Consider the following 20,938-nt stretch of genomic DNA (forward strand, 5'->3'; position numbering starts at 1 on the left):
GAGGGTGCCCTATGATCGGTCTGGCAATCGCCGTCGTCGTGATCCTGTATCTGGTTTTCGTCTATAACGGTCTCGTCAAGGCGCGGCAGATCGCCGAGGAGGCGTGGTCCGGCATCGATGTGCAGTTGAAGCGCCGCGCCGATCTGATCCCGAACCTGATCGAAACCGTGAAGGGTTACGCCGCCCACGAAAAATCGACGTTCGAAGAAGTCATTGCCATGCGCAACCGCGCGCAGGCGGTGCCAGCAGGCGACGTCGAGGGGCGGGCCCAGGCGGAAGGTGCGCTCTCCCAGGCGCTCGGCAAGCTGTTTGCGCTGGCCGAAGCCTATCCGGACCTCAAGGCCAACGAGAACTTCGCCGAGCTGCAGCGCTCGCTGGAAACGATCGAGGGCGAGATCCAGATGTCGCGCCGCTACTACAACGGTGCGGCCCGTGACCTGAACGTCAAGGTCGAGAGCTTCCCGTCCAACCTGATCGCCAACGCCTTCCGCTTCGTCAAAGCTGGCTACTTCGAAATCACCAACGAGGCCGACCGCGCGGTGCCACAGGTCAAGTTCTAACCGCCACGCTTCCCGAACATTCCTCGCCGCGGGATCCCGCCGCGGCGCCATTCGCATCAAGAGACCCATTCGATGACCTCCGATAGCATGAAAAAACTGACCATCCTGCCGACCGACCATCCGCTCCGCGGCCATGTCCGCCCGCCGGGCTCGAAGTCGATCACCAACCGGGCGCTGCTTCTGGCCGGCCTTGCCAAGGGCACGAGCCGGCTGACCGGTGCCCTGAAGAGCGACGACACCCGCTACATGGCCGAAGCCTTGCGCGCGATGGGCGTCGAGGTCAGCGAGCCCGATGAAACGACCTTCGTCGTCACCAGCACGGGCAAGTTGCTCCCGCCGGCAGCTCCCTTGTTCCTCGGCAATGCGGGAACCGCGACACGCTTCCTCACGGCGGCAGCCGCACTCGTCGATGGCACTGTCGTGGTCGATGGCGACCAGCACATGCGCAAGCGGCCGATCAAGCCCTTGGTCGAGGCACTCGGAACGCTCGGCGTCGAAGTCACATCCGAGACCGGCTGCCCGCCGGTCACCGTCAAGGGCACCGGCGGTTTCCCGGCCGGCCGCGTCGTCATCGATGCCGGCCTTTCGAGCCAATACGTCTCGGCCCTGCTGATGGCGGCTCCCGGCGCCAAAGGTCCGGTCAGCATCGAGCTTGCCGGCGACGAGATCGGCGCGCGCGGCTACATCGACCTGACGGTTGCCGCCATGCGCGCCTTCGGCGCCGAAGTCGAGCAACTGAGCCCCTCCGTTTGGCAGGTCGCGCCGACCGGCTACAAGGCAGCCGACTATGTCATCGAGCCGGACGCTTCGGCGGCGACCTATCTCTGGGCTGCGGAAGTCCTGACCGGCGGCGCCATCGATCTCGGCGTTCCGGCGGACGCCTTCTCGCAGCCGGATGCCCGCGCCCATGCGGTGATCGCGAGTTTCCCGAACCTGCCCGCCATTATCGACGGCTCGCAGATGCAGGACGCGATCCCGACGATCGCCGTGCTTGCCGCCTTCAACAACACGCCGGTGCGCTTCGTCGGTCTCGCCAACCTGCGCGTCAAGGAATGCGACCGCGTGCGTGCGCTGTCGCTCGGTCTGACGGCGATCCGGCCGGATCTGGCGCATGAGGAAGGCGACGACCTGATCGTCTCCTCCGATCCCACGCTTGCCGGCCAGACATTGCCTGCCTCGATCGACACCTTCGCCGACCATCGCATCGCCATGAGCTTTGCGCTTGCCGGCCTGAAGATCCACGGCATCACCATCGAAGATCCCGGCTGCGTCGCCAAGACCTATCCGGCCTATTGGGACGCGCTCGCTTCGCTGGGCGTCGAATTCAGCGGCGACCGGCCTTGATGCCGGGCGGGATGCGGGACCGCGTCTGCGGTTTCCGCGCGCATCCCGCTCTCACCCATAAGAACCGATCTCGTGCCTTGAACCTCAACCGGAAGAAAGCTTGATCCTTATGCCTCGTTTCGCTGCCGCATTTGCCGTTCTGGTGTTTTTGCTGGCAACGGCGGGGGGTGGTCGGGCGGAGGAGGTCTTCTCCGCCTATCGCTCCGTCATCGATGTCGCCAAGGACGGCACGATGACGGTGACCGAGACAATCACGGCGACGGTCGAGGGCAACAAGATCCGTCGCGGCATCTATCGCGACCTGCCTTTGACCTTCACCGATGCGAAGGGCAAGCGCAGCAAGGTTGATTTCAAGCTCCTTTCGGTCGAGCGCGACGGCGAAGAGGAGCCCTACCGTACCGAAACGATCAGCGGCGGCATCCGCATCTATACCGGCTCGGCCGAGGTCTTTCTCGATCAGGGCGAACATACTTTCCAGTTCACCTACGAGACCGGCCGGCAGATCCGCTTCTTCGACGATCACGACGAACTCTACTGGAACGTCACCGGCACCGAGTGGGATTTCCCGATCGACGAGGCGAGCGCGACCGTGACGTTGCCGCAGGGTGTCAGGGCCGAAGCGCTCGACTACTTCACGGGCGGCTATGGCGCGACCGGTAAGGATGCGCGCGCCTCCAGGGATGGTCGTGAGATCTTCTTTGCCACCACCCGCCGTCTCGATCCCCGCGAAGGCCTGACGATCGCGATCAAGATGCCGAAGGGCAGCATCGACAGGCCCACTTCCAGCCAGGAAAATGCCTGGTGGCTGCACGACCATCTGGCGCTCGTCATCGCCGGCGCAGGCCTGGCCGTCGTCCTTCTCTACTATAGCCAGGCCTGGCTCAGGGTCGGGCGTGACCCGGACCGCGGCGTCATGGTGCCGCGCTGGGATCCGCCGGAGGGCATCTCGCCGGCTCTGGTCAACTATATCGACAACAGGGGCTTTTCCGGCGAAGGCTGGACGGCGCTGTCGGCGGCCGCACTCAATCTCGCGGTCAAGGGACACGTCGTTCTCGAAGACCTGAAGAACGCCATCGTCATTGCCGCCACCGGCAAGAAAGCCGACGAAAAACTGCCGACCGGCGAGGCGGCGGTGATGAAGGCGGTCAATGCGAGCGGCGGCAAGCTCACCATCGACCGCGCGCATGGCACCCGGGTGCAGGCGACCGGCGCCGATTTCCGCAACGCCATGGAGCGCGAGCATCGCGGCAAGTACTACCACGCCAACAGCGGTTACATCGTCGCCGGCGTCATCCTGTCGGTATTGGCGGTTGCGGCCGTCTTCCTGTTCGGCGACCTCAGCGAGGACAGCCTGCCGCTGGTGATCGTGCCGGTTTTCATCGCCTTCTTCGTCTCGATCCTCGCCGTCTCCTTTGGCAAGTCGCTCCGGCGCGAAAAGAGCCTGATGAGCCGGATCATGTCGATCGTCGTGATCGCCTTCATCGGCTTCGTCGCCTTCACGATCTTCTCGGCCATCCTCGCCACCGTCTTCTATTCGGCCGCCGAAACCGACGAGCTGCCGCTGCTCTTTGTCATTGGCGCGATCGTGCTCGTCAACGTGCTGTTTTTCTTCCTGATGGGGGCGCCGACGCCGCTTGGAACGCGGATGATGGATGGCATCGACGGGCTCCGGCAATATATGACGCTCGCCGAGAAGGACCGGATGAACATGCAGGGGGCGCCCGAAATGTCGCCCCGGCATTTCGAGACGCTGCTCCCTTACGCCGTGGCGCTCGGCGTCGAGAAGCCGTGGACCGAGACCTTCGATCGCTGGCTGCTGGCCGCGGCGGCTGGGGCGGCCGCGGCCGCCGCTTATCAGCCGGGCTGGTATCACGGTGACGGCTTCGGCTCGAGCACCTTCGGCGATCGCATCGGCGGTTTTGCCGGATCCATGGCCGACACGATGACGTCGTCCCTGCCGCCCCCACCCAAATCGTCGTCGTCGGGCTTTTCGACCGGCGGCGGCTTCTCCGGCGGCGGCGGTGGCGGCGGTGGTGGCGGCGGCTGGTAAATCCGCCGCGCACTTGCCCTTGGAAAGCCAAATTCATCGCGGCGCTTGGTGACAATCTTGCCAGAGATTGCTAAGTCCGCCGCAACCGTCAGGAACAGAAAAAGTCACTCCCATGCCCGATCTTCTTATCGAACTCCGCTCCGAGGAAATTCCTGCCCGCCTGCAGCGCAAGGCGGCCGGCGACCTCAAGAAGCTGCTGACCGATGCCCTGGTCGAAGCGGGCCTGACCTATGAGGGGGCGCGCGAGTACTGGACGCCGCGCCGGCTGACGCTCGACATCCGTGGCCTCAACGCCCGCTCCGCCGATGTTCGCGAAGAGCGCAAGGGCCCGCGCACCGACGCCAACGAAAAGGCGATCGAAGGCTTCCTGCGTGGCGCCGGCCTTTCCTCGATCAGCGAGGCGCATGTCCATAGCGACCCGAAGAAGGGCGACTTCTACGTCGCCCACATCGTCAAGCCTGGCCGTCCCGCCGAAGAGATCATCGCCGCGGCGATGCCCGAAATCATCCGCAATTTCCCCTGGCCGAAGCCGATGCGCTCCGGCGCGGCCTCGGCCAAGCCCGGTGCCTTGCGCTGGGTTCGCCCGCTGCAGTCGATCGTCTGCACCTTCGGTTCTGAAACCGAAGAGACCCAAGTGATTGCGTTTGAGGTCGACGGCATCGTCGCCTCGAACGTCACCTATGGTCACCGCTTCCATGCACCCGAAGCGATCACCGTTCGCCGCTTTGCCGACTATGCCGAGAAGCTGGAAAAGGCGAAAGTCGTTCTCGATGGCGAGCGCCGCAAGGAAATGATCCTTGCCGACGCGCGCAACGTCGCCTTCGCCAACGGCCTCGAACTCGTCGAAGACGAAGGTCTGCTCGAAGAAGTCTCCGACCTCGTCGAGTGGCCGCAGGTGCTGATGGGTAGCTTCGAGGAAGCCTATCTCGAAATCCCCTCGGAAATCATCCGGCTGACGATCAAGACCAACCAGAAGTGCTTCGTCACCCGCGCGCCGGGCGCCGACACGCTCTCCAACAAGTTCATCCTGGTCTCAAACATCGAGGCGAAGGACGGCGGCAAGGAGATCGTGCATGGCAACGGCAAGGTCGTGCGCGCCCGTCTTTCGGACGCAGCGCATTTCTGGCACCGCGACCAGGGCAACTTGCCGGATCTCGAAACGCTGGCAGCATCGGCGAAGACGTTCAATCTTGATCTTGCCAAGCCGCTCGACCAGCGCATGGCCAAGCTCGATGCCCTGAACGTCACCTTCCATGCCAAGCTCGGCACCCAGGGCGAGCGTGTCGCCCGTATCCGGGCGCTGGCCGGTGAACTCGCCAAGGTGACCGGTGCCGACACCAAGCTCGTCGACCGAGCGGTCGTGCTCGCCAAGGCGGACCTGCGCACCGAAGCCGTCGGCGAATTCCCCGAGCTTCAGGGCATCATGGGCCGCAAGTATGCATTGCTTCAGGGTGAAGACGACGCGGTGGCCACGGCGATCGAAGATCACTGGAAGCCGAACGGTCCCTCGGACCGCGCGCCGACCGATCCGGTGGCAGTGACCGTGGCACTTGCCGACAAGCTCGACACGCTCGTCGGCTTCTGGGCGATCGACGAAAAGCCGACCGGCTCGAAGGATCCCTTCGCGCTGCGCCGCGCCGCACTCGGCGTCATCCGTCTTATCCTGGAAGGCAAGGCGCGCCTGGCGCTGTTGCCCGCTTTTGAAACGGCGCTCGTCGCCCTTCGCGCACAGAAGCCGGCGCTTGCGGACGACGTTTCGGCCGATCTGCTTTCCTTCTTCCATGATCGCCTCAAGGTCTACCTGCGCGACCTCGGCGCCCGTCACGACCTGATCGATGCCGTGCTGACGCCGGACGCCGACGACCTGCTGATGATCGCCCGTCGCGTTGAAGCGCTGACCGCCTTCATCACTGACGAGGAAGGCCGCAACCTCTTGGCCGGCACCAAGCGCGCCACCCAGATCCTGGCCGCCGAAGAGAAGAAGGGCACTGCCGTCGCCGACGCTGTCGATGCTGGCCTCTTCCGTCTCGATGCCGAAAAGGCGCTGCACCAGGCCGTCGAAATTGCTTCGGCTGAAGCACGCGATGCGATCGCCAAGGAAGACTTCCGTTCGGCCATGGAAGCGCTGGCCAAGTTGCGCGAACCGGTCGACCAGTTCTTCAACGACGTCCTCGTCAATGACGATGATGCGGCAATCCGCGCGAACCGTCTGGCGCTGCTCGGCCTGATCCGCTCGGCCACCGGCACGGTCGCGGACTTCTCGAAGATCGTCGGATAAGGCGGGATCGCCGCCGGGAGACCGGCGGCATCACGCCCGCGCACAAACGTTCAAGCGGTTCGCCGCCGGGCGACCTATATCCTGTCTTCATCACACAAGATGGAGACAGCCGATGACGATCGCGACGAAGACCTACAAGCCGATCAATTTCGCCGAAAAGCTCTCGCTCTTCAGCGATCAGTGGCAACCGCGCGTCCTTGCCGAACTCAACGACTACCAGTTCAAGATCGTGCGCATCGAGGGCGACTTCATCTGGCACGATCATCAAGATACCGACGAGGCCTTCATCGTGCTCGAGGGCACGTTGCGCATCGATTTCCGCGATGGGGCTGTGACGCTCGGTCCGGGCGAAATGTACGTCGTGCCGAAGGGCGTCGAGCACAAGCCTTATGCGGAGCAAGAGGTGAAGATGCTGCTGATCGAGCCGCGCGGCACGCTCAACACCGGCCACGAGGGTGGAGAGCGCACTGCGGAGAACGACCGCTGGATCTGATCCCTTGTCCCAGGGCACCACGATCGCACTTGCTGATCGGCATGGCGCCGGAGTAGAGAAAAGCATGCCCGCAAAGATCCTCGTCAGCGCCTGCCTAATGGGCCATGCCGTTCGTTATGATGGCCAGTCGAAGCCGCTTGTCCATCCGGCGATCGATCGCTGGCGCGCCGAAGGCCGTCTCGTGACCATCTGTCCGGAAATGTTGGCCGGCATGCCGGTGCCGCGTCCGCCGGCCGAGATCGCCGCCGGCGCTGTCGGCAATGACGTGCTCGCCGGCAAGGCAAGGGTGGTGGAGATCAGTGGCGGCGACGTTACCGAAGGGTTCATCCAGGCGGCCGAAAACGCACTTTCGCTTGCCAGGCAAGCCGACTGTCGCTTCGCGCTCTTGATCGATGGCAGCCCGTCCTGCGGATCGGGCTTCGTTTACGACGGCAGCTTTTCCGGCGCGCGCCATCCGGGTGAGGGCGTAACGGCCGCCTTGCTGCTTGCCAACGGCGTCGAAGTCTATTCGGACAGGCAGATCGAAGCGCTGGTCGCGCGGATCGAAGAATTGGAAAGCTCGCAATAAAAAGATTGCGCCCCCGCTTCTCTCAGGGGCGCAATCTCTCGCTTTTGCAGCGATACGCCCGTCAGCCATTTAGTGCAGGGGACGGCTGAGCGGGGCAGGGAACTTTCCCGATAGGCGATCAGTCTAGCCGAAGTTCGAGGGTGGACGGATCAAAATCCTGTGAGCCCTCGTTTGCCGCGGGGGTCGCCACCATGGACGCGCCGATCGGCGTCACCGCGGCGGTCTTTGCGGTCTGATCGATGGCAAGAAACTCCGGCTTGGAAGCCTGCGGGTTCTGGTCGTTCGAGATGTTCGAGACTGTCACGGTTGCCGCGTCGCCGCCGGTTTCGGCTGCGGCCGTCTTGATCATCTCGTGAGACGGCTTGCTGACGAAGACCACCGGCGAACCGCCGAGCCAGGCCTCGGTGCGCACCATCTTCATCTCGCCGTTGATTTTCTTGAGCTCGATCGTTTCGTCGCCAGTCGCAATCGTCGGCACGACATAGGTGACCTTCTTCCGCGATTGCAGCGGCGGGCAATCGGCGCAGGAAACCGTGGAGACGCTGGCATTGTCGGTCGTGCCGGAAGCGATCGCTTCGATCGACGACGCCGCGGCATTGCCTGCGGCAAGGCCAAGGACGGTGGTGATCAGCAACAGGCGCATTGTTTTTCTCCCGGATCGTTATCGGGGAGAATATGCGTGCTCCCTTACTTTCCCGTCAGGAGAATTGGTAAAAATAGAATGATCCGCGAATTGACCGGCTTCCGGTCACGCCTTCTCGCGTGCGACCGCGCGCCAGCCGATATCGTGCCGGTAGAAACCGTTCTCCCAGGAGACGGCCGAAAGAGCCGCGTAGGCCCTGTCCTTGGCGGTGCCGGCGCTTGCCCCCGTCGCGGTGATGTTGAGCACGCGGCCACCGGTTGCGACCAGCACGCCGTCCTTCATCGCTGTACCGGCATGAAACACCTTGGTGGTGCCGGACGCTGCGGGGAGGGCACCGATCGGCGTGTCTTTCGCGTAGCTGCCGGGATAGCCCTTGGAGGCCATGACGACGGTCAGCGCGGTCTCGTCGCGCCACTCCACAGCCATGCCGGCGAGCGTGCCGGTCGCGGCGGCATAGAGCAGCGGCAGAAGATCGCTCTTCATCCGCATCATCAGCACCTGGCACTCCGGGTCGCCGAAACGGACGTTGTATTCGATGAGTTCCGGACCCTTGGCGGTGATCATCAGTCCGGCGAAGAACACGCCGGAGAAGGGATGGCCGCTTTCCGCCATGCCGCGCATCGTCGGCTCGATGATTTCCTTCATCGTACGCTCGATCATCTCCGACGTCATGACCGGAGCCGGCGAGTAGGCACCCATGCCACCGGTGTTCGGTCCGGTGTCGCCGTCGCCGACGCGCTTGTGGTCCTGCGCTGACGCCAGCGCCAGGGCCGTCTTGCCGTCCGAGAGGCAGAAGAAGCTCGCTTCTTCGCCATCGAGATAGGCTTCCACCACCACCTCGGCGCCGGCGGCGCCAAAGGCACCGGCGAAACAATCGTCGACGGCGGTAAGCGCTTCGTCGAGCGTCATGGCGACGGTGACACCCTTGCCGGCGGCGAGGCCATCGGCCTTGATGACGATCGGTGCACCTTGTTCGCGCACATAGGCCTTGGCGCTCTCGGCATCGGTGAAGCGGCCATAGGCGCCGGTCGGAATGTCGTAGCGGGCGCAGAGATCCTTGGTGAAGCCCTTGGAGCCTTCGAGCTGGGCGGCGGCGGCAGAGGGGCCGAAGACGGCGATGCCGGCAGCGCGCAGCACGTCGGCAAGACCGGCGACCAGCGGTCCCTCAGGCCCGACCACGACGAAATCGATCGCTTCCTTCAGGCAGAAGTCGGCGACGGCCGCATGGTCGTCCGTGTCGAGTGCTATGATTTCCGCTTCTTCGGCAATGCCTGGGTTACCCGGCGCGGCATAGAGCTTCGTCAGTTTCGGCGACTGCGCGATCTTCCATGCAAGGGCGTGTTCGCGCCCACCCGATCCGATCAGAAGAACCTTCATTGCAGCCCCCGATATCCCGAAAATGTTGCGCTGCGGTTAGGACGGCAGGCCGGCAAGGTCAAGGGAAAATGGGAGTTCGGGCGGCGATTCTCGCAATCGCCACCTCTCAGGCGATGGCCTGGCGGCTCTGTTGCTCGTCCAGCGCTTCGTCATGCGCATAACGGGCGGTGCGTGTCAGCGCCCAGATTGCCAGATCCTCGATCGGCAGCGGCTTGCTGATGAGGTAGCCCTGGAACAGGTCGCAGCCGGCCGCCGTCAGCATGGAGAGCTTCTCCGGCGTGTCGATGCCTTCGCCGACGACCGCGACGTCCTTGGCGTGGCAGAGCGCGATCAGCGCCTTCAGGACCGGCAGGGAATGCGACGCGGTGAGGTTCGACACCAGCGCTCGGTCGAGCTTGATGGTATCGGCGGTGTATTCGATGATCTGCTGCACGGACGTGTAGCCGGCGCCGAAGTCGTCGATCGAAAGCCGGAAGCCATTCTGGCGCAGCGCGTCGATGTTGCGGCGAAGCTGGTCGCTGAACTTGATGGCGAAGGTTTCGGTCAGCTCGATCTCGATCGAGCGCGCCTCCAGCCCATGCCGTTGCAGGCAGTCGGCGAAGTGGTCGGCAATCGCCTTGGAGTGCAGTTCGGCCGAGGAAATGTTGATTGCGAGCACGGTTTCGGGGCCGAACAGGGCCTTCAGCTGGCCGCAGTCGGACATCGCCTTGTTGATCACCCACCAGTCGATCTTGGTGAAGAGCCCCGAGCTTTCGGCGATCGGCACGAATTCGTCCGGGGTGACGTTGCCGAGCACCGGCGAGTACCAGCGCAGCAGCGCCTCGCAGCCGGTGACCCGGCCCTCGGTGTCGACCATCGGCATGTAGACGAGGTGGAACTGCTCATCCGGATCGAGCGAGCGCAGTTCATCCTGGATCTGGCGCAGGCGCGTACGCTTGTCGTGAAGCGCACGCGAGTAGCGGGCGGAGCGGTTCTTGCCGCTGGTCTTGGCCTGATACATCGCCGCATCGGCATTCGCGATCAGTTCTGTAAGATTGGTGGCGTCATCCGGGCAGATCGCGGCACCGATGCTTGCGGTCACCGGATAGCGCTTGTCGGAGACTTCGAAGCCGTCCTCGAACAGCGAGAGGATGGCGCCCGAGATTTCCCGGACCGTCCCGTCGCCCGGGCGCGAACGCACCAGCACGGCGAATTCGTCGCCCGAAAGGCGCGCGAGGATGGCCGGCTTCTGGCCGCGGCGCTCGGTAATCGCGTCGACCCGCTCGGCGATGCGGGTCGCCAAGGTCTTCAGGAGTTCGTCGCCGATCTCGTGGCCATGCTTGTCGTTGACGAATTTGAAGTTGTCGATGTCGATGAACAGCAGGCTGCACTTCTCGCCGGCCGCGATCGCCTCGCGCACGACACCGGCAGCGAGCGCATTGAAGTGGCCGCGGTTGCTGATCCCCGTCAGCGTATCGGTCCACGAGCTGCGCTGCACGAGTTTCAGCGATTGCACCGACTGGCGGTGCAATTCGCGGATGTTTTCCGTGAGGCGCCCGATCTCGCCCTTTTCTTCCATGTCGCGGATTTCGTCGCGCGCGCCCACCATCACGGCCATCACATTGGCATCGAGGGTGGCGATCGGATCGGTGATGAAGCGGCGGATCAGCATGATGATCAGCCAGATCGAGAACAGGCTCATGGCGACGGCGCCGAGCGCCAGCAAGAACTTCTGCTGCGCCATCAGCGCATCGAAATGCTCGCTCGAAACGGTGAGCGTCGCATAGAGCGAGGGCCCGAGATGCACGCTTGCCGAAAGGTCGTCGGTCACGGCCAACGGCCAGGGCTGCAGAACGATGTCGGAGCCATACTCTTTCTTCAGCGCTTGCTGCATGTCGAGGAAGCGGTCGGGCTGGATCGCGACCTGGACGAGCAGGGCGTTCGATTTCTTGCTCGGCAACGGCCGGGTAAAGGCAATCGGGTCGAGGAAGAAGGAATAGACGATACGCGGTCTCTGGCCCGCCTCATAGAGATAGGTCCAGTCGGCGAGCTTGTCTTCGCGGATCAGCCGGCGGGCGAGGTTGAGCTGCGCCTCGTCGATCTCGGCGAACGGATCCCAGCTGTTTTCGAAGTAGTATTCGGACTTGAGCTCGGAACTGAGAAGTGCCAGCGAAACATAGCCCGTCGGATCGTCGAGCAGCGATTTGACACTCTCCTGCAGCCGCACGCCGAGCGCATTCGCGCGATAGCTCGCATCTGTTTCGGAAACGTACTGGCGCAGCGAATTGCCATTCAAGAGCGCATTGAGAAAGCCCTTGCTGCGGCCGATCTCGTTCTGGAAGACGGCGGCTGCGTGTTCAAGGCGCTGCGAGAGCTTGGCATGCTCGAGCGCGCGAATGGAGCGGCTCTGCGTGACGTGGACCGAGATCGCCGCCAGCAGATAGCCGGCAAGCACCACGGGAAAAATCAGGATGAGCGCGCGTTTGCCGAGGTTCACTGGAAATTCGCCAATGTGCTGATGATCCGTCGGCGCAGTTGCACCGATTCTGTGGACAGTTCCTGTTGATACTGGCTCTTGGCCAGAATGTCGGGCGAGGGGTAGATCGCCGGGTCGGAGCGGACCTCTTCCGGCAGGAGTGCGTGGGCTGCCCGGCTTGCTGTCGGCATGTTGAGCGCCAGCGCATTGGCGGCGGCACTTCCCGGCGATCCGAGATAGTCGAGCAGCGCCAGCGCCCGATCCTTGTTTTGCGAATTGGCAACGACGGACATGCAGTCGAGCCAGGAGAGCGTGCCCTCCTTCGGAACCGCATAACGCCATACGCCAGGGGTGCCGGCCTTGGCATTGAGGACATGCTGGTCGCCGCTGTAGCCGAGCGCCATGTAGATGTCCTTGCTGACGGCAGGGTTCTGGATCGAGCTGATGATGTATTCGTAGGTGAGAACCGACGGGGCCTGTTCCTTCATCAGCGTGAAGGCGGCCCTCAGCGTGCTGCTGTCGTTGGTGTTGATCGATTGGCCGAGCAGCATCAACGGCGCGACGAAGGCCTCGTTGTGGTCGTCGTACATCGCCACATGCTTGGAAAGCGCAGGGGCGGGGCGCATCAGATCCTGCCAGGAGGTCGGCGCTTCGGCTAAGACGTCGGAACGGTAGAGAATGCCCATCGTGCCCCAGAGATAGGGCAGGCCCCGGCCGGAGCACCGCGTGCGCCAGCTTTCGTCATAGTCCCTGAGCGAGGCGACGTTGGTCTCGTCGAGCTTTTCGAGAACGCCCTTGCGGCCGAAGAGGGCGGCGCTGTTTTCGCCGGTTACCACCAGGTCGACGCGGCTGTTCGGATCGGCCAGCACCTCGTCGCGGGTGTCGCCGCTGTCGTAATAGACCTGGTGCACGGCAACGCCCGTGATCGACGACCAGCGGTCGAGGATCTTCTGGTCGATATAGGATTCCCAGATGAGCAGGTTCAGGGTCTCGGCCGGTGCCGCCGTTGCGAATAGCAACGTCGCCAGTAAGGCCGGAATCGCCGTTCGCCCCTGCATTGTATACCCCTGCCCAAGCCCGTCAGACGACCGTAGCGCGCAAAAATTGATGAATGATTACGTAGGGCTGCGACGAGTAGCAGGGGTGCAGCATACCGTTTGCCGCGCAGACGGAAACCGGGCGCCGCATGGCGGCGCCCGGTTGGATTTCCTGAGTTTATCTGACCGAGCGGCTACCGCGCCGGGATCCTCGGCAGGAGGATGGTGAGCACACCGAGCAGCGGCAGATAGGAGCAGATCGTATAGACGAACTCGATGCCCTGTCGGTCGGCGAAGATACCAAGCACGGCAGCGCCCATGCCGCCAAAGCCGAAGGCGAACCCGAAGAAGACGCCGGCAATCAGCCCGACCCGGCCCGGAACCAGTTCCTGGGCGAAGACGACGATCGCCGAGAAGGCCGAGGAGAAGATCAGGCCGATGATGACGGAGAGCACGCAGGTCCAGAAGAGGTTCGCATAGGGCAGAATCAAGGCGAAGGGGATGACGCCGAGGATCGAGAACCAGATGACGAAGCGGGCGCCGTAGCGGTCGCCGATCGGGCCGCCGAGGAAGGTCCCGGCCGCGGCCGCACCCAGGAACAGGAACAGCATCAGCTGCGCCTGCTGCACCTCGACGCCGAACTTCTCGATGACGAAGAAGGTGAAGTAGCTGGAGATGCTCGCCATGTAGACGTTCTTGGTGGCCGTCAAAAGCACGAGCACGGCAACCGCCCACATCACCCGGCCCTTCGGCAGAGGCAGGGCCCGGCTCGGTGCTGCGCGGCTCATGGTCGTGCGGCGATGGCGGACATACCACGTGCTAACCCAGGAGAGCACGAAGAAGCCGATGATCGCGACGATCGAGAACCAGCTGAGGCTGCCCTGGCCGAACGGGATGACGATAAAGGCGGCGAGCAGCGGACCCATGGCGCTGCCGGCATTGCCGCCCACCTGGAACAGCGATTGAGCAAGGCCGTGGCGGCCGCCGGAGGCAAGGCGGGCGATGCGGGAGGATTCCGGATGGAAGATCGCCGAGCCGACGCCGATCAGGCTCGCTGCGACCAGCAGAACCCAGAAGTCATGCGCATTGGCGAGCAGGATCAGGCCGCTGCAGGTCGAGAGCATGGCGAGCGGCAGGGAATAGGGCAGGGCCCAGCGGTCGGTGATGATGCCGACGGCCGGCTGCAGCATCGACGCCGTCAGCTGGAAGGTGAAGGTCAGGAGGCCGATCTGCACGAAGTCGAGCGAGTAGTTCGCCTTCAGCAGCGGATAAAGCGCGGTCAGCAGCGACTGCATGATGTCGTTCAGCATATGGCAGAAGCTGACGGCGAGGATGACGGAGAAAGCCGTCTTCTCCGGGGAGATCCCGGAAGTTGAAGTCACGGTAGACATGGGTGATTCCTTGCCGTCTCGAAGGTTGTGTGCGGCGTGGCCCCATCTCTACTGAGGTTGCGATTGGCCTGCTTTTGTGATCTGGTCGATTTCTTTCGTGAGTGGGCCAAATGCCGATCCGTCGATATCCGCTGCCGCAGCTTCCCGATGACGATCACTTCCGGAACCTCGACTGGGTCGAGACCGGAAATGCCCCGGTGCTCGCCCTCGGGCGGGATTACAATGCCGGCCTCCTCGTGCCTTTTCACAAACACACCCGGACCCAGCTCTGGTGGGCGCGCGGCGGCGTCGTGCTGATGCGCACCGAGCGCGGGCGGTGGATGGTGCCGCCCGGCCACGCTCTTTTGATCCCGGCGGGCATGGAGCATTCGGCCGAGATGATCAGCGACGTGCGCATGCACTCGATCTACTTTGCGCCGGACCTTTTGCGCGCCGAGCGGCCGATGGTCATGGAAATCAATCCTTTGGCCGGCAGCCTCGTCGATGCCCTCGTCAGCGTCGAGAACGAGGCGATGTCGGAGCGGCGCGAACAATTGGTGACCGATCTGCTTCTGGAGGAAATCGGCCGGCTGCAGGAGCGACCGCTCGGCCTGCCGTTCCCGCGCGACGAAAGGCTTGCGGCGCTCTGCCGCCAGTTCCTGCAAGCGCCGTCGGCGGCTGCCAGCATCGACCAGTGGGCCGACAGGCTGGGTCTCAGCCGCCGCTCGTTCACGCGGCTGTTTCGCAACGAGACGGGCGTCAGCTTCGTCACCTGGCGCCAGCAGGCCTGCATCTTCGCCTCGCTGCCGCTTTTGGCCGACGGCGAACCGATCATCAACGTGGCGCTCGATGCCGGCTATGAGAACGTCGCAGCCTTTACGACGATGTTCCGCCGCATGCTCGGCAGCCCTCCGAGCGTCTATCTGAAGACCTATCTCGGCCAGTGATTGCGGGCAGATAAGCGCTCATGGGAAACGAAAGCTGAATTGACCTGGTTAACGGAATCGTAGGAACAAGGGCCAATAACTCGCCCTGTGCCGTTCCTGCCCACTCCCTCCTTCGGCCCGACGGCACGGCCAATTTCGCCCCGGCGAATGTATCTTCCGGAGTTGTTTCTTGCGTATCCGTTCTCTTCTTCTCCTTTCTGGAACCCTTTTGCTCTCGGCAAATGCCGCCTCCGCCGGCGACGGCCAACATTTCTGGTCCGGCGACTGGTACCTGAAGGTCGGCGCCACCGGCTTCTACGGCCCGAAATACGAAGGCGCTTCCAAGCGCATGTTCCAGGCTGCCCCGCTGATCTCGCTCGGCAAGGCCGGCAGCACGGTCCGCTTCTCCTCGCGTAACGACAACATGTCCTATGCGCTGGTCGATCAGGGCAGCTTCCGCGCCGGTCTCGTCGGCAAGCTGATTTTCGAACGCGATGCCGGCACGTCCAGCGATCTCAAGGGACTTGATCCGATCAAGTTCGGCGGTGAAGCCGGCGGCTTTGCCGAGGTCTACCCGACCGATTGGCTGCGTGTGCGCGCCGAAGTTCGCCAGGGCATTCGCAGTCACCATGGCGTCGTCGCCGATGTCGCGGCGGACGCCTTTACCGATGTCAGCAGCAATGTCCGCATTTCCGGCGGCCCGCGCCTGTCGGCGGCCACCAGCGGCTACTATACGGCCTATTACGGTGTGAATGATCGCGAGGCGGCGGCCTCCGGTCTCAGCAACTATACCCCGCATGGCGGCGTCGGCTCGGCTGGCGTCGGTGCCGCGATCACCTGGCAGGCAACCGAAAAGCTCGAGACGAGCGCCTATGCCGAATACAAGCGCCTGCTTGGCCCGGCAGCCGATTCCAGCCTCGTTCGCGAACGCGGCAGCCGCAACCAGGTTCTCGTCGGCCTGTCGGCCACCTACCGCTTCGACTTCACGCTTCCCTGATCGGGCGTTTTGCTCCCTAGGTCGGCGGCGATCTCGCCGCTTGACCGGCCGGGCCCGCAGCGTCAAACAGGGATATGAACACAATCTCTGCCGATTCCGGCCGCGTTCAGGACGCGCCATCCAACAACTGGGTCTATCGCGTGCTGCCGCGTGCGCTCTGGCCCTATGCGCAGCTTGCTCGTTGGGACCGTCCGATCGGCTGGCAACTGCTGCTGTTGCCGTGCCTGTGGTCCGTGGCCCTGGCGTCGGGCGCGGCGGCCAGCGCCGGTCAATTCTCCTCCGGCCGCTTCCTGTTCCATTGCTTCCTGTTCACCGTCGGCGCCATCGCCATGCGTGGCGCCGGCTGCACCTACAACGACATCGTCGATCACGACATCGACATGGAAGTTGCCCGCACCCGCTCGCGGCCCTTGCCGTCGGGTCGTGTTTCGCGCCTTCAGGCCAAGGTGTTCATGGTGCTGCAGGCGCTCGTCGGCCTTGTGGTGCTGTTGCAGTTCAACACCTTCTCGATCGTGCTCGGCATCCTGTCGCTGGCGATCGTCGCGATCTACCCATTCGCAAAGCGGTTTACCGACTGGCCGCAGTTCTTCCTGGGGCTGGCGTTCTCGTGGGGAGCGCTGATGGGCTGGGCGGCCGAGTTCGGCACGCTCTCCTTGGCCGCCGTTCTGCTTTACGGCGCGGCCATCGCCTGGACGATCGGTTACGACACGATCTACGCCTACCAGGACAAGGAGGACGACGAACTGATCGGCGTGCGCTCGACGGCGCGGCGCTTCGGTGAAAACCCGCGCCCCTGGCTGATCGGCCTTTACGGCATCGCGACGCTGCTTGTCCTTCTGTCCTTCGTCGCAGCCGGCGCCGGTGCGGTCGCCTATGTCGGCCTCCTGATCGCAGCGGCGATGCTGACCTATCAGATCCTCGTCCTGAACATTCACGATCCCGCACAGTGCCTGGCGCTGTTCAAGTTCAACGGCATCGTCGGCCTGATCATCTTCGCCGGGCTGGTGCTGGCGCTTCTCCTGCGCCTGATATGAAAAATCCTCCGTTGCGGCGGAGGATCGTCTTCATTGCCCCATGGTCGGCCCGCCCGTTGCGGGCCTGCAAAAAATCTCAGGCCCAGCTGATGTCGCGGGCGGCCTTGCGCTTGCGTGCCTCGTGACGCGCACGGAAGCTGGACAGGACGGCGGCAACGATTGAGGCGATGTGCTTGCGCATCGGGTTTCTCCTTCTTTCGTGGTCTTGGCTATGAAGCCCATATGGCACGAAGAAGGCGATGCGACTGTTTCCGGGGGAACATCCGGTAAATCGTCGGGGAGGCGGCAACGCCGTCAGGGCACGCGTGCCCGCAGGAAATATCCCGACAGATCTGACCGCACCAAACGCGACAGCCGGCCGCAGGGAACGGCCGGCTGTCGCGCTGGAGGTAGGCTCTGCAATTAGCTGCGGGCGATGATCTCGCGCCCGTCGATCTTCATGTGTACGCCAAGCGTGCCGGTGGAACGGCGCACGAGGAAGCGCGGGCGGCGCTCGGCGAAGAAGGAGTGGCGGCGGCGCGGCTTGACGGGCGCGGTGCGTACGTCGCCAAGGTGCTCTTCGAGCGGCCTTGCCACGCCATCCGCTTCGACCATCAGCATCGGAATGCGGTAAGCTTCTGCCCAGGCGCGCCAGTCGGCCGCGATGTCGGACAGGTCGTGTGCGACGAGCAGCGGGACACAGAGGTCCGGGTCGTCGTGATGAAGTTCCAGCGTCACTGTAACGTCTCCGTCGCCGTGATCGATCGCGCGAGCCGCGACCCCCTTGAATGCGCGCGCCGGCAGTGCGATCGAAAGCGGCAGGCCGCTCGATGGTAGCACCTTGCGCAGAACTGCGCCACGCTCGTCCAGGCTGATCGTGACATTACCGGTGTGACCGCGCAAAGCGTAGCTCGCCTGCTGTGGAAAGCGCTGCGGATCAAGACGGAGCGTGTTTTCGACCCATGCGGGTTGAGAGAGTGTGTTGCGCATTTCAATCGCCCTTGTTTTTCCTTGAGAGCCGGTTTCCGGTCTTCTCGTCGGGACTTTTTCGTCCTCTATGAGCAGGAGAATAGGCGGCGCCCTTTCCGAACGACTTAAAATTCGCGGTTAAGAAAACTTTGCGTTTTTCGATGGTTAGCAAAAGCCGACCGGTCAGGGTTTCCGTTTCGTCAACAGTGCGGCTGCATTCGTTCCGATCAGGCGCACCTGCGCTGTCGCTCGAACGGCCGGGAAAAGCCACACGCAAGCCAGCTCTGCAATCATGACGCGTCAGAATTCTGTTTCGGGGCTCGGGTCCGGCCTGTCCCCATGGGTAACCGACGAGGCGCCAGGGCATGGTATCGACCTATCTCGACTACAGTCGCATCACGCGGGACATGAGGAGCAGCCTCAACCGCATTGCCCAGCAGCCGCAGATCGCGCGTGAAGCCGAATATTATAAAGAGAACATCGGCAGTGTGAAAACTGTCGAGGAGTTTCTGGACGACTATCGACTCTACTCATACGCGATGAAAGCGCATGGCCTGGAGGACATGACCTATGCCAAGGCCTTCATGCGCAAGGTCCTGGAAAGCGACCTTTCGGACGAAAACAGCTTTGCCAACCGTCTCACCGATGAACGCTACCGCAACTTCGCGCAGGCCTTCAGCTTCAGCTCGTCGAAACCGGTGGCTCAAACCAACGCACAGCAGGATGCGCTGATCGGTCTCTACAACGAGCGCATCGCCAGTCTCGACACGGTCATGCGGGGCGAGATGGCCTATTTTGGCGCGGCCATGGACCTCGTTACCGATGTCGATCAATTCCTCGGCAACGAAAGGCTGCGCTCGTTTGCGTTTACGGTTTTCGACCTGGACCCGAAGACATTCAACTACACGGAAGTTCGCGACGGGCTGACCACCAGTTCTGCGGACCTGGGCAACGCCAGGTTCGCCGCAGCGACGAGACGGGATGAAGCGCTCAAGCTGTATACGGATCTCGACACGCGGATCAAGACTCTCGGTGCGATCGACAAGCTGACCGCCGAACTGGCGGAGGCGCCCGCTGCCGACAAGCCGGCGATTCAGGCGAAGATCGACGAACAGAACGCCATCGTCGCCGATCTCGATGCCAAGCTGCCGCCACGCGACCAGGCGCCGGCGCTGATGACGTCGCTCGGACAGGAATTGAACACGCTGAACGGACGCATCCGCAATCTCGACACCTATATCGCCATGAAGAATTTCTTCAACTTCAACCCCGACGGCAGCGTGCCGGCTGGCGGGAAGGCGATCAGCGACGCAAAGAAGACGGAACTCAACAATATCTACGTCTTCAAGAAACCTGGGGAGACGCCATTGGGGGGCGAGCGCCTGACGGGCGCCGGGGCGCTGCTCAACAAGGAATACTACGAACAGAAGATCGCCGGCATCACCACCATCGCCGAGCTGACAAGCGAAACCCGGCTGTTCAATTACATCGTCACGGCCTTCGGTCTCAAGGCATCGACGACGATGCCGTCGACGATCGAAAACATCCTCACCAGCGACATCAACGACCCGAACAGCTACGTCAACACACAGGGCGGCGAGTACAATGCCGCCTTCAAGGAACTGCACAAGGCCTTCAACTTCCAGGCCGACGGCACGCTGCAGCCGGGCAAGACGGCCCAAGACGCCGATCAGTTGAAGAAGACGTCCGACAGCTACATGGTGCGCTACAACGACAAGGGCGATGCCGAAGACGAAGCCGTGGTCAGGAGGTTCAAGCTCTTGGTCAACTCGATGGAATCGGTCGACAAGTTGCTTGCCGACAAGGGCGTGCTGACGTTCACGCTGCGCGCCTTCGGGCTCGAAGAAGAGGGGCTGAGCACGCGTGAGCTGAAGCGCATCCTGACCAGCGATCTCAACGATCCCAGGAGCTATGCCAACACGCTGCGTGACGAGCGCTACGTCAAGCTCGTGAAGGCGTTCAATTTCAATCCGGACGGAACACTCGGCGCGCCGAAACTCGCGCAGAGCGACAACGACATCATGAGCACGGCGCGGGACTACATCATCGCCAAGTCCCGCTTCGGGACCGAAGACGAGAAGAAGGTCGCCAAGCAAAAGGCCCAGGACGAAGCCAAATACTACACCGCCGAGATCGCGAAGATCGAAACGCTGGATGACTTCCTGAAGAACCGGCGACTGGTCGATCTGGTCCTTGTCGGCTCCGGTATCGATCCCGAGACGGTCAAGAGCGATTATCTCAGGGAGATGTTCACGTCGGATCTCGAAGATCCGAAGAGTTTCATCAACACCGACCCGAACGGGCTGAAATACCGCGAGATCGTCTCGTCCTTCAACTTCGACAAGGACGGCAAGATCGTCAGGGGCGAGGCAGGCCAGATCCAGACCCGTCGAGGTCTCATCACCACGGTCGATCTCTTCCTCAACCAGTCCCTCGAAGAACGGGAAGGCGCGGACAACGGCGGCATTCGTCTTGCGCTCTACTTCAAGCGCAAGGCCCCGGAGATCAACACGGCATACGACATCCTGGCCGACCGCGCCCTGTTCGAGGTGATCAAGACCGCCTACAGCATGCCGGAGGGCTTGCAGAACGCCAAGATCGAAGCCCAGGCGGCCTATATCGAGCGCACGATCAACCTCAAGGAATTGCAGGAGCCCGGGAAGATCGACAAGCTGCTGCAGCGCTTCACGGCACTCTATGACGTCGAAAACAACCAGGACGTTTCGCCTGGTCTCGCGATCCTGACCGGTGGCGGAGGCGGTAGCGTCAGTGCCGAAACGCTGATGACGCTCTCGCAGCTACGCGCAGGTGGTCGCTGACGCCAGCCCCCTGATGGC

Annotated in this window: 16 protein-coding genes; 10 read left to right on the top strand and 6 right to left on the bottom strand. The window is 63.1% G+C overall.

What is annotated here, in order from left to right:
• Nucleotides 1-11: 11 nt before the first annotated feature.
• The 6 genes from M2267_RS04055 to M2267_RS04080 all read left to right on the top strand — a co-directional run bounded on the left by M2267_RS04055 (nucleotide 12) and on the right by M2267_RS04080 (nucleotide 7,293).
• Nucleotides 12-560, top strand: coding sequence for a LemA family protein (locus M2267_RS04055; protein ID WP_034801085.1), 549 nt, complete (start codon nucleotides 12-14; stop codon nucleotides 558-560).
• Nucleotides 561-632: 72 nt separating this feature from the next.
• A complete protein-coding gene (locus M2267_RS04060) occupies nucleotides 633-1,904 on the top strand; it encodes a 3-phosphoshikimate 1-carboxyvinyltransferase (RefSeq protein ID WP_429112649.1) in 1,272 nt (423 codons plus the stop codon).
• Between the two features lie 109 nt (nucleotides 1,905-2,013).
• A complete protein-coding gene (locus M2267_RS04065) occupies nucleotides 2,014-3,954 on the top strand; it encodes a DUF2207 domain-containing protein (protein WP_429113038.1) in 1,941 nt (646 codons plus the stop codon).
• A gap of 112 nt (nucleotides 3,955-4,066) precedes the next feature.
• Nucleotides 4,067-6,232, top strand: a complete 2,166-nt coding sequence (gene glyS / locus M2267_RS04070; protein WP_429112651.1) for a glycine--tRNA ligase subunit beta — start codon at nucleotides 4,067-4,069, stop codon at nucleotides 6,230-6,232.
• 112 nt (nucleotides 6,233-6,344) lie between these two features.
• The gene (locus tag M2267_RS04075) at nucleotides 6,345-6,725 is read left to right on the top strand and encodes a cupin domain-containing protein (protein ID WP_043625965.1); all 381 of its coding nucleotides are present in this window, start codon (nucleotides 6,345-6,347) and stop codon (nucleotides 6,723-6,725) included.
• Between the two features lie 64 nt (nucleotides 6,726-6,789).
• Nucleotides 6,790-7,293 (top strand): DUF523 domain-containing protein, encoded by a 504-nt coding sequence (locus M2267_RS04080; protein ID WP_429112653.1) that lies wholly within the window; start codon nucleotides 6,790-6,792, stop codon nucleotides 7,291-7,293.
• A gap of 118 nt (nucleotides 7,294-7,411) precedes the next feature.
• Here the strand turns inward: M2267_RS04080 and M2267_RS04085 are convergent, their stop codons facing one another.
• The 5 genes from M2267_RS04085 to M2267_RS04105 all read right to left on the bottom strand — a co-directional run bounded on the left by M2267_RS04085 (nucleotide 7,412) and on the right by M2267_RS04105 (nucleotide 14,196).
• Complete coding sequence (locus M2267_RS04085; RefSeq protein WP_429112655.1) at nucleotides 7,412-7,936, bottom strand: plant virulence effector HPE1-like domain-containing protein; 525 nt, start codon at nucleotides 7,934-7,936, stop codon at nucleotides 7,412-7,414.
• Between the two features lie 105 nt (nucleotides 7,937-8,041).
• On the bottom strand, nucleotides 8,042-9,313 hold the full coding sequence (purD, locus tag M2267_RS04090) for a phosphoribosylamine--glycine ligase (RefSeq protein WP_429112657.1): 1,272 nt from the start codon (nucleotides 9,311-9,313) through the stop codon (nucleotides 8,042-8,044).
• 106 nt (nucleotides 9,314-9,419) lie between these two features.
• Nucleotides 9,420-11,789, bottom strand: coding sequence for a putative bifunctional diguanylate cyclase/phosphodiesterase (locus M2267_RS04095; protein WP_429112659.1), 2,370 nt, complete (start codon nucleotides 11,787-11,789; stop codon nucleotides 9,420-9,422).
• Nucleotides 11,786-12,826: a polyamine ABC transporter substrate-binding protein gene (locus M2267_RS04100; protein WP_429112662.1), complete on the bottom strand. Its 1,041-nt coding sequence runs from the start codon at nucleotides 12,824-12,826 to the stop codon at nucleotides 11,786-11,788. The genes M2267_RS04095 and M2267_RS04100 overlap by 4 nt, the downstream gene beginning before the upstream one ends.
• A gap of 173 nt (nucleotides 12,827-12,999) precedes the next feature.
• Nucleotides 13,000-14,196 carry an MFS transporter gene (locus tag M2267_RS04105; RefSeq protein ID WP_043625948.1) on the bottom strand — a complete coding sequence of 399 codons (1,197 nt, stop codon included), beginning with the start codon at nucleotides 14,194-14,196 and terminating at the stop codon, nucleotides 13,000-13,002.
• A gap of 110 nt (nucleotides 14,197-14,306) precedes the next feature.
• On the opposite strand from M2267_RS04105, the gene M2267_RS04110 reads away from it, so the two are divergent.
• The 3 genes from M2267_RS04110 to ubiA all read left to right on the top strand — a co-directional run bounded on the left by M2267_RS04110 (nucleotide 14,307) and on the right by ubiA (nucleotide 17,132).
• Nucleotides 14,307-15,122: an AraC family transcriptional regulator gene (locus M2267_RS04110; protein WP_043625944.1), complete on the top strand. Its 816-nt coding sequence runs from the start codon at nucleotides 14,307-14,309 to the stop codon at nucleotides 15,120-15,122.
• A 169-nt stretch (nucleotides 15,123-15,291) separates the two neighbouring features.
• Entirely contained in the window at nucleotides 15,292-16,098 is an 807-nt protein-coding gene (locus M2267_RS04115) for a MipA/OmpV family protein (protein WP_429112664.1), read from the top strand.
• A gap of 74 nt (nucleotides 16,099-16,172) precedes the next feature.
• Nucleotides 16,173-17,132, top strand: coding sequence for a 4-hydroxybenzoate octaprenyltransferase (gene ubiA / locus M2267_RS04120; protein ID WP_429112666.1), 960 nt, complete (start codon nucleotides 16,173-16,175; stop codon nucleotides 17,130-17,132).
• A gap of 402 nt (nucleotides 17,133-17,534) precedes the next feature.
• Here ubiA and M2267_RS04125 read toward each other — a convergent pair whose 3' ends face one another.
• Nucleotides 17,535-18,101 (bottom strand): DUF6101 family protein, encoded by a 567-nt coding sequence (locus M2267_RS04125; RefSeq protein ID WP_034801118.1) that lies wholly within the window; start codon nucleotides 18,099-18,101, stop codon nucleotides 17,535-17,537.
• 344 nt (nucleotides 18,102-18,445) lie between these two features.
• Between M2267_RS04125 and M2267_RS04130 the strand changes: the two genes are divergently transcribed.
• Complete coding sequence (locus M2267_RS04130) at nucleotides 18,446-20,920, top strand: DUF1217 domain-containing protein (protein WP_429112668.1); 2,475 nt, start codon at nucleotides 18,446-18,448, stop codon at nucleotides 20,918-20,920.
• Nucleotides 20,921-20,938: the final 18 nt, after the last annotated feature.

The organism is Ensifer sp. KUDG1 (genome assembly GCF_050434285.1).
Classification (GTDB): domain Bacteria; phylum Pseudomonadota; class Alphaproteobacteria; order Rhizobiales; family Rhizobiaceae; genus Ensifer.

What these genes read in the sequence shown, in the direction of transcription:
- M2267_RS04110 (WP_043625944.1), top strand. Translation starts at nt 14,307, where the DNA reads ATGCCGATCCGTCGATATCCGCTGCCGCAGCTTCCCGATGACGATCAC.
- M2267_RS04130 (WP_429112668.1), top strand. Translation starts at nt 18,446, where the DNA reads ATGGTATCGACCTATCTCGACTACAGTCGCATCACGCGGGACATGAGG.
- M2267_RS04080 (WP_429112653.1), top strand. Translation starts at nt 6,790, where the DNA reads ATGCCCGCAAAGATCCTCGTCAGCGCCTGCCTAATGGGCCATGCCGTT.
- M2267_RS04105 (WP_043625948.1), bottom strand. Translation starts at nt 14,196, where the DNA reads ATGTCTACCGTGACTTCAACTTCCGGGATCTCCCCGGAGAAGACGGCT.
- M2267_RS04085 (WP_429112655.1), bottom strand. Translation starts at nt 7,936, where the DNA reads ATGCGCCTGTTGCTGATCACCACCGTCCTTGGCCTTGCCGCAGGCAAT.
- glyS (WP_429112651.1), top strand. Translation starts at nt 4,067, where the DNA reads ATGCCCGATCTTCTTATCGAACTCCGCTCCGAGGAAATTCCTGCCCGC.
- M2267_RS04065 (WP_429113038.1), top strand. Translation starts at nt 2,014, where the DNA reads ATGCCTCGTTTCGCTGCCGCATTTGCCGTTCTGGTGTTTTTGCTGGCA.
- ubiA (WP_429112666.1), top strand. Translation starts at nt 16,173, where the DNA reads ATGAACACAATCTCTGCCGATTCCGGCCGCGTTCAGGACGCGCCATCC.
- M2267_RS04055 (WP_034801085.1), top strand. Translation starts at nt 12, where the DNA reads ATGATCGGTCTGGCAATCGCCGTCGTCGTGATCCTGTATCTGGTTTTC.
- purD (WP_429112657.1), bottom strand. Translation starts at nt 9,313, where the DNA reads ATGAAGGTTCTTCTGATCGGATCGGGTGGGCGCGAACACGCCCTTGCA.
- M2267_RS04060 (WP_429112649.1), top strand. Translation starts at nt 633, where the DNA reads ATGACCTCCGATAGCATGAAAAAACTGACCATCCTGCCGACCGACCAT.
- M2267_RS04075 (WP_043625965.1), top strand. Translation starts at nt 6,345, where the DNA reads ATGACGATCGCGACGAAGACCTACAAGCCGATCAATTTCGCCGAAAAG.
- M2267_RS04100 (WP_429112662.1), bottom strand. Translation starts at nt 12,826, where the DNA reads ATGCAGGGGCGAACGGCGATTCCGGCCTTACTGGCGACGTTGCTATTC.
- M2267_RS04125 (WP_034801118.1), bottom strand. Translation starts at nt 18,101, where the DNA reads ATGCGCAACACACTCTCTCAACCCGCATGGGTCGAAAACACGCTCCGT.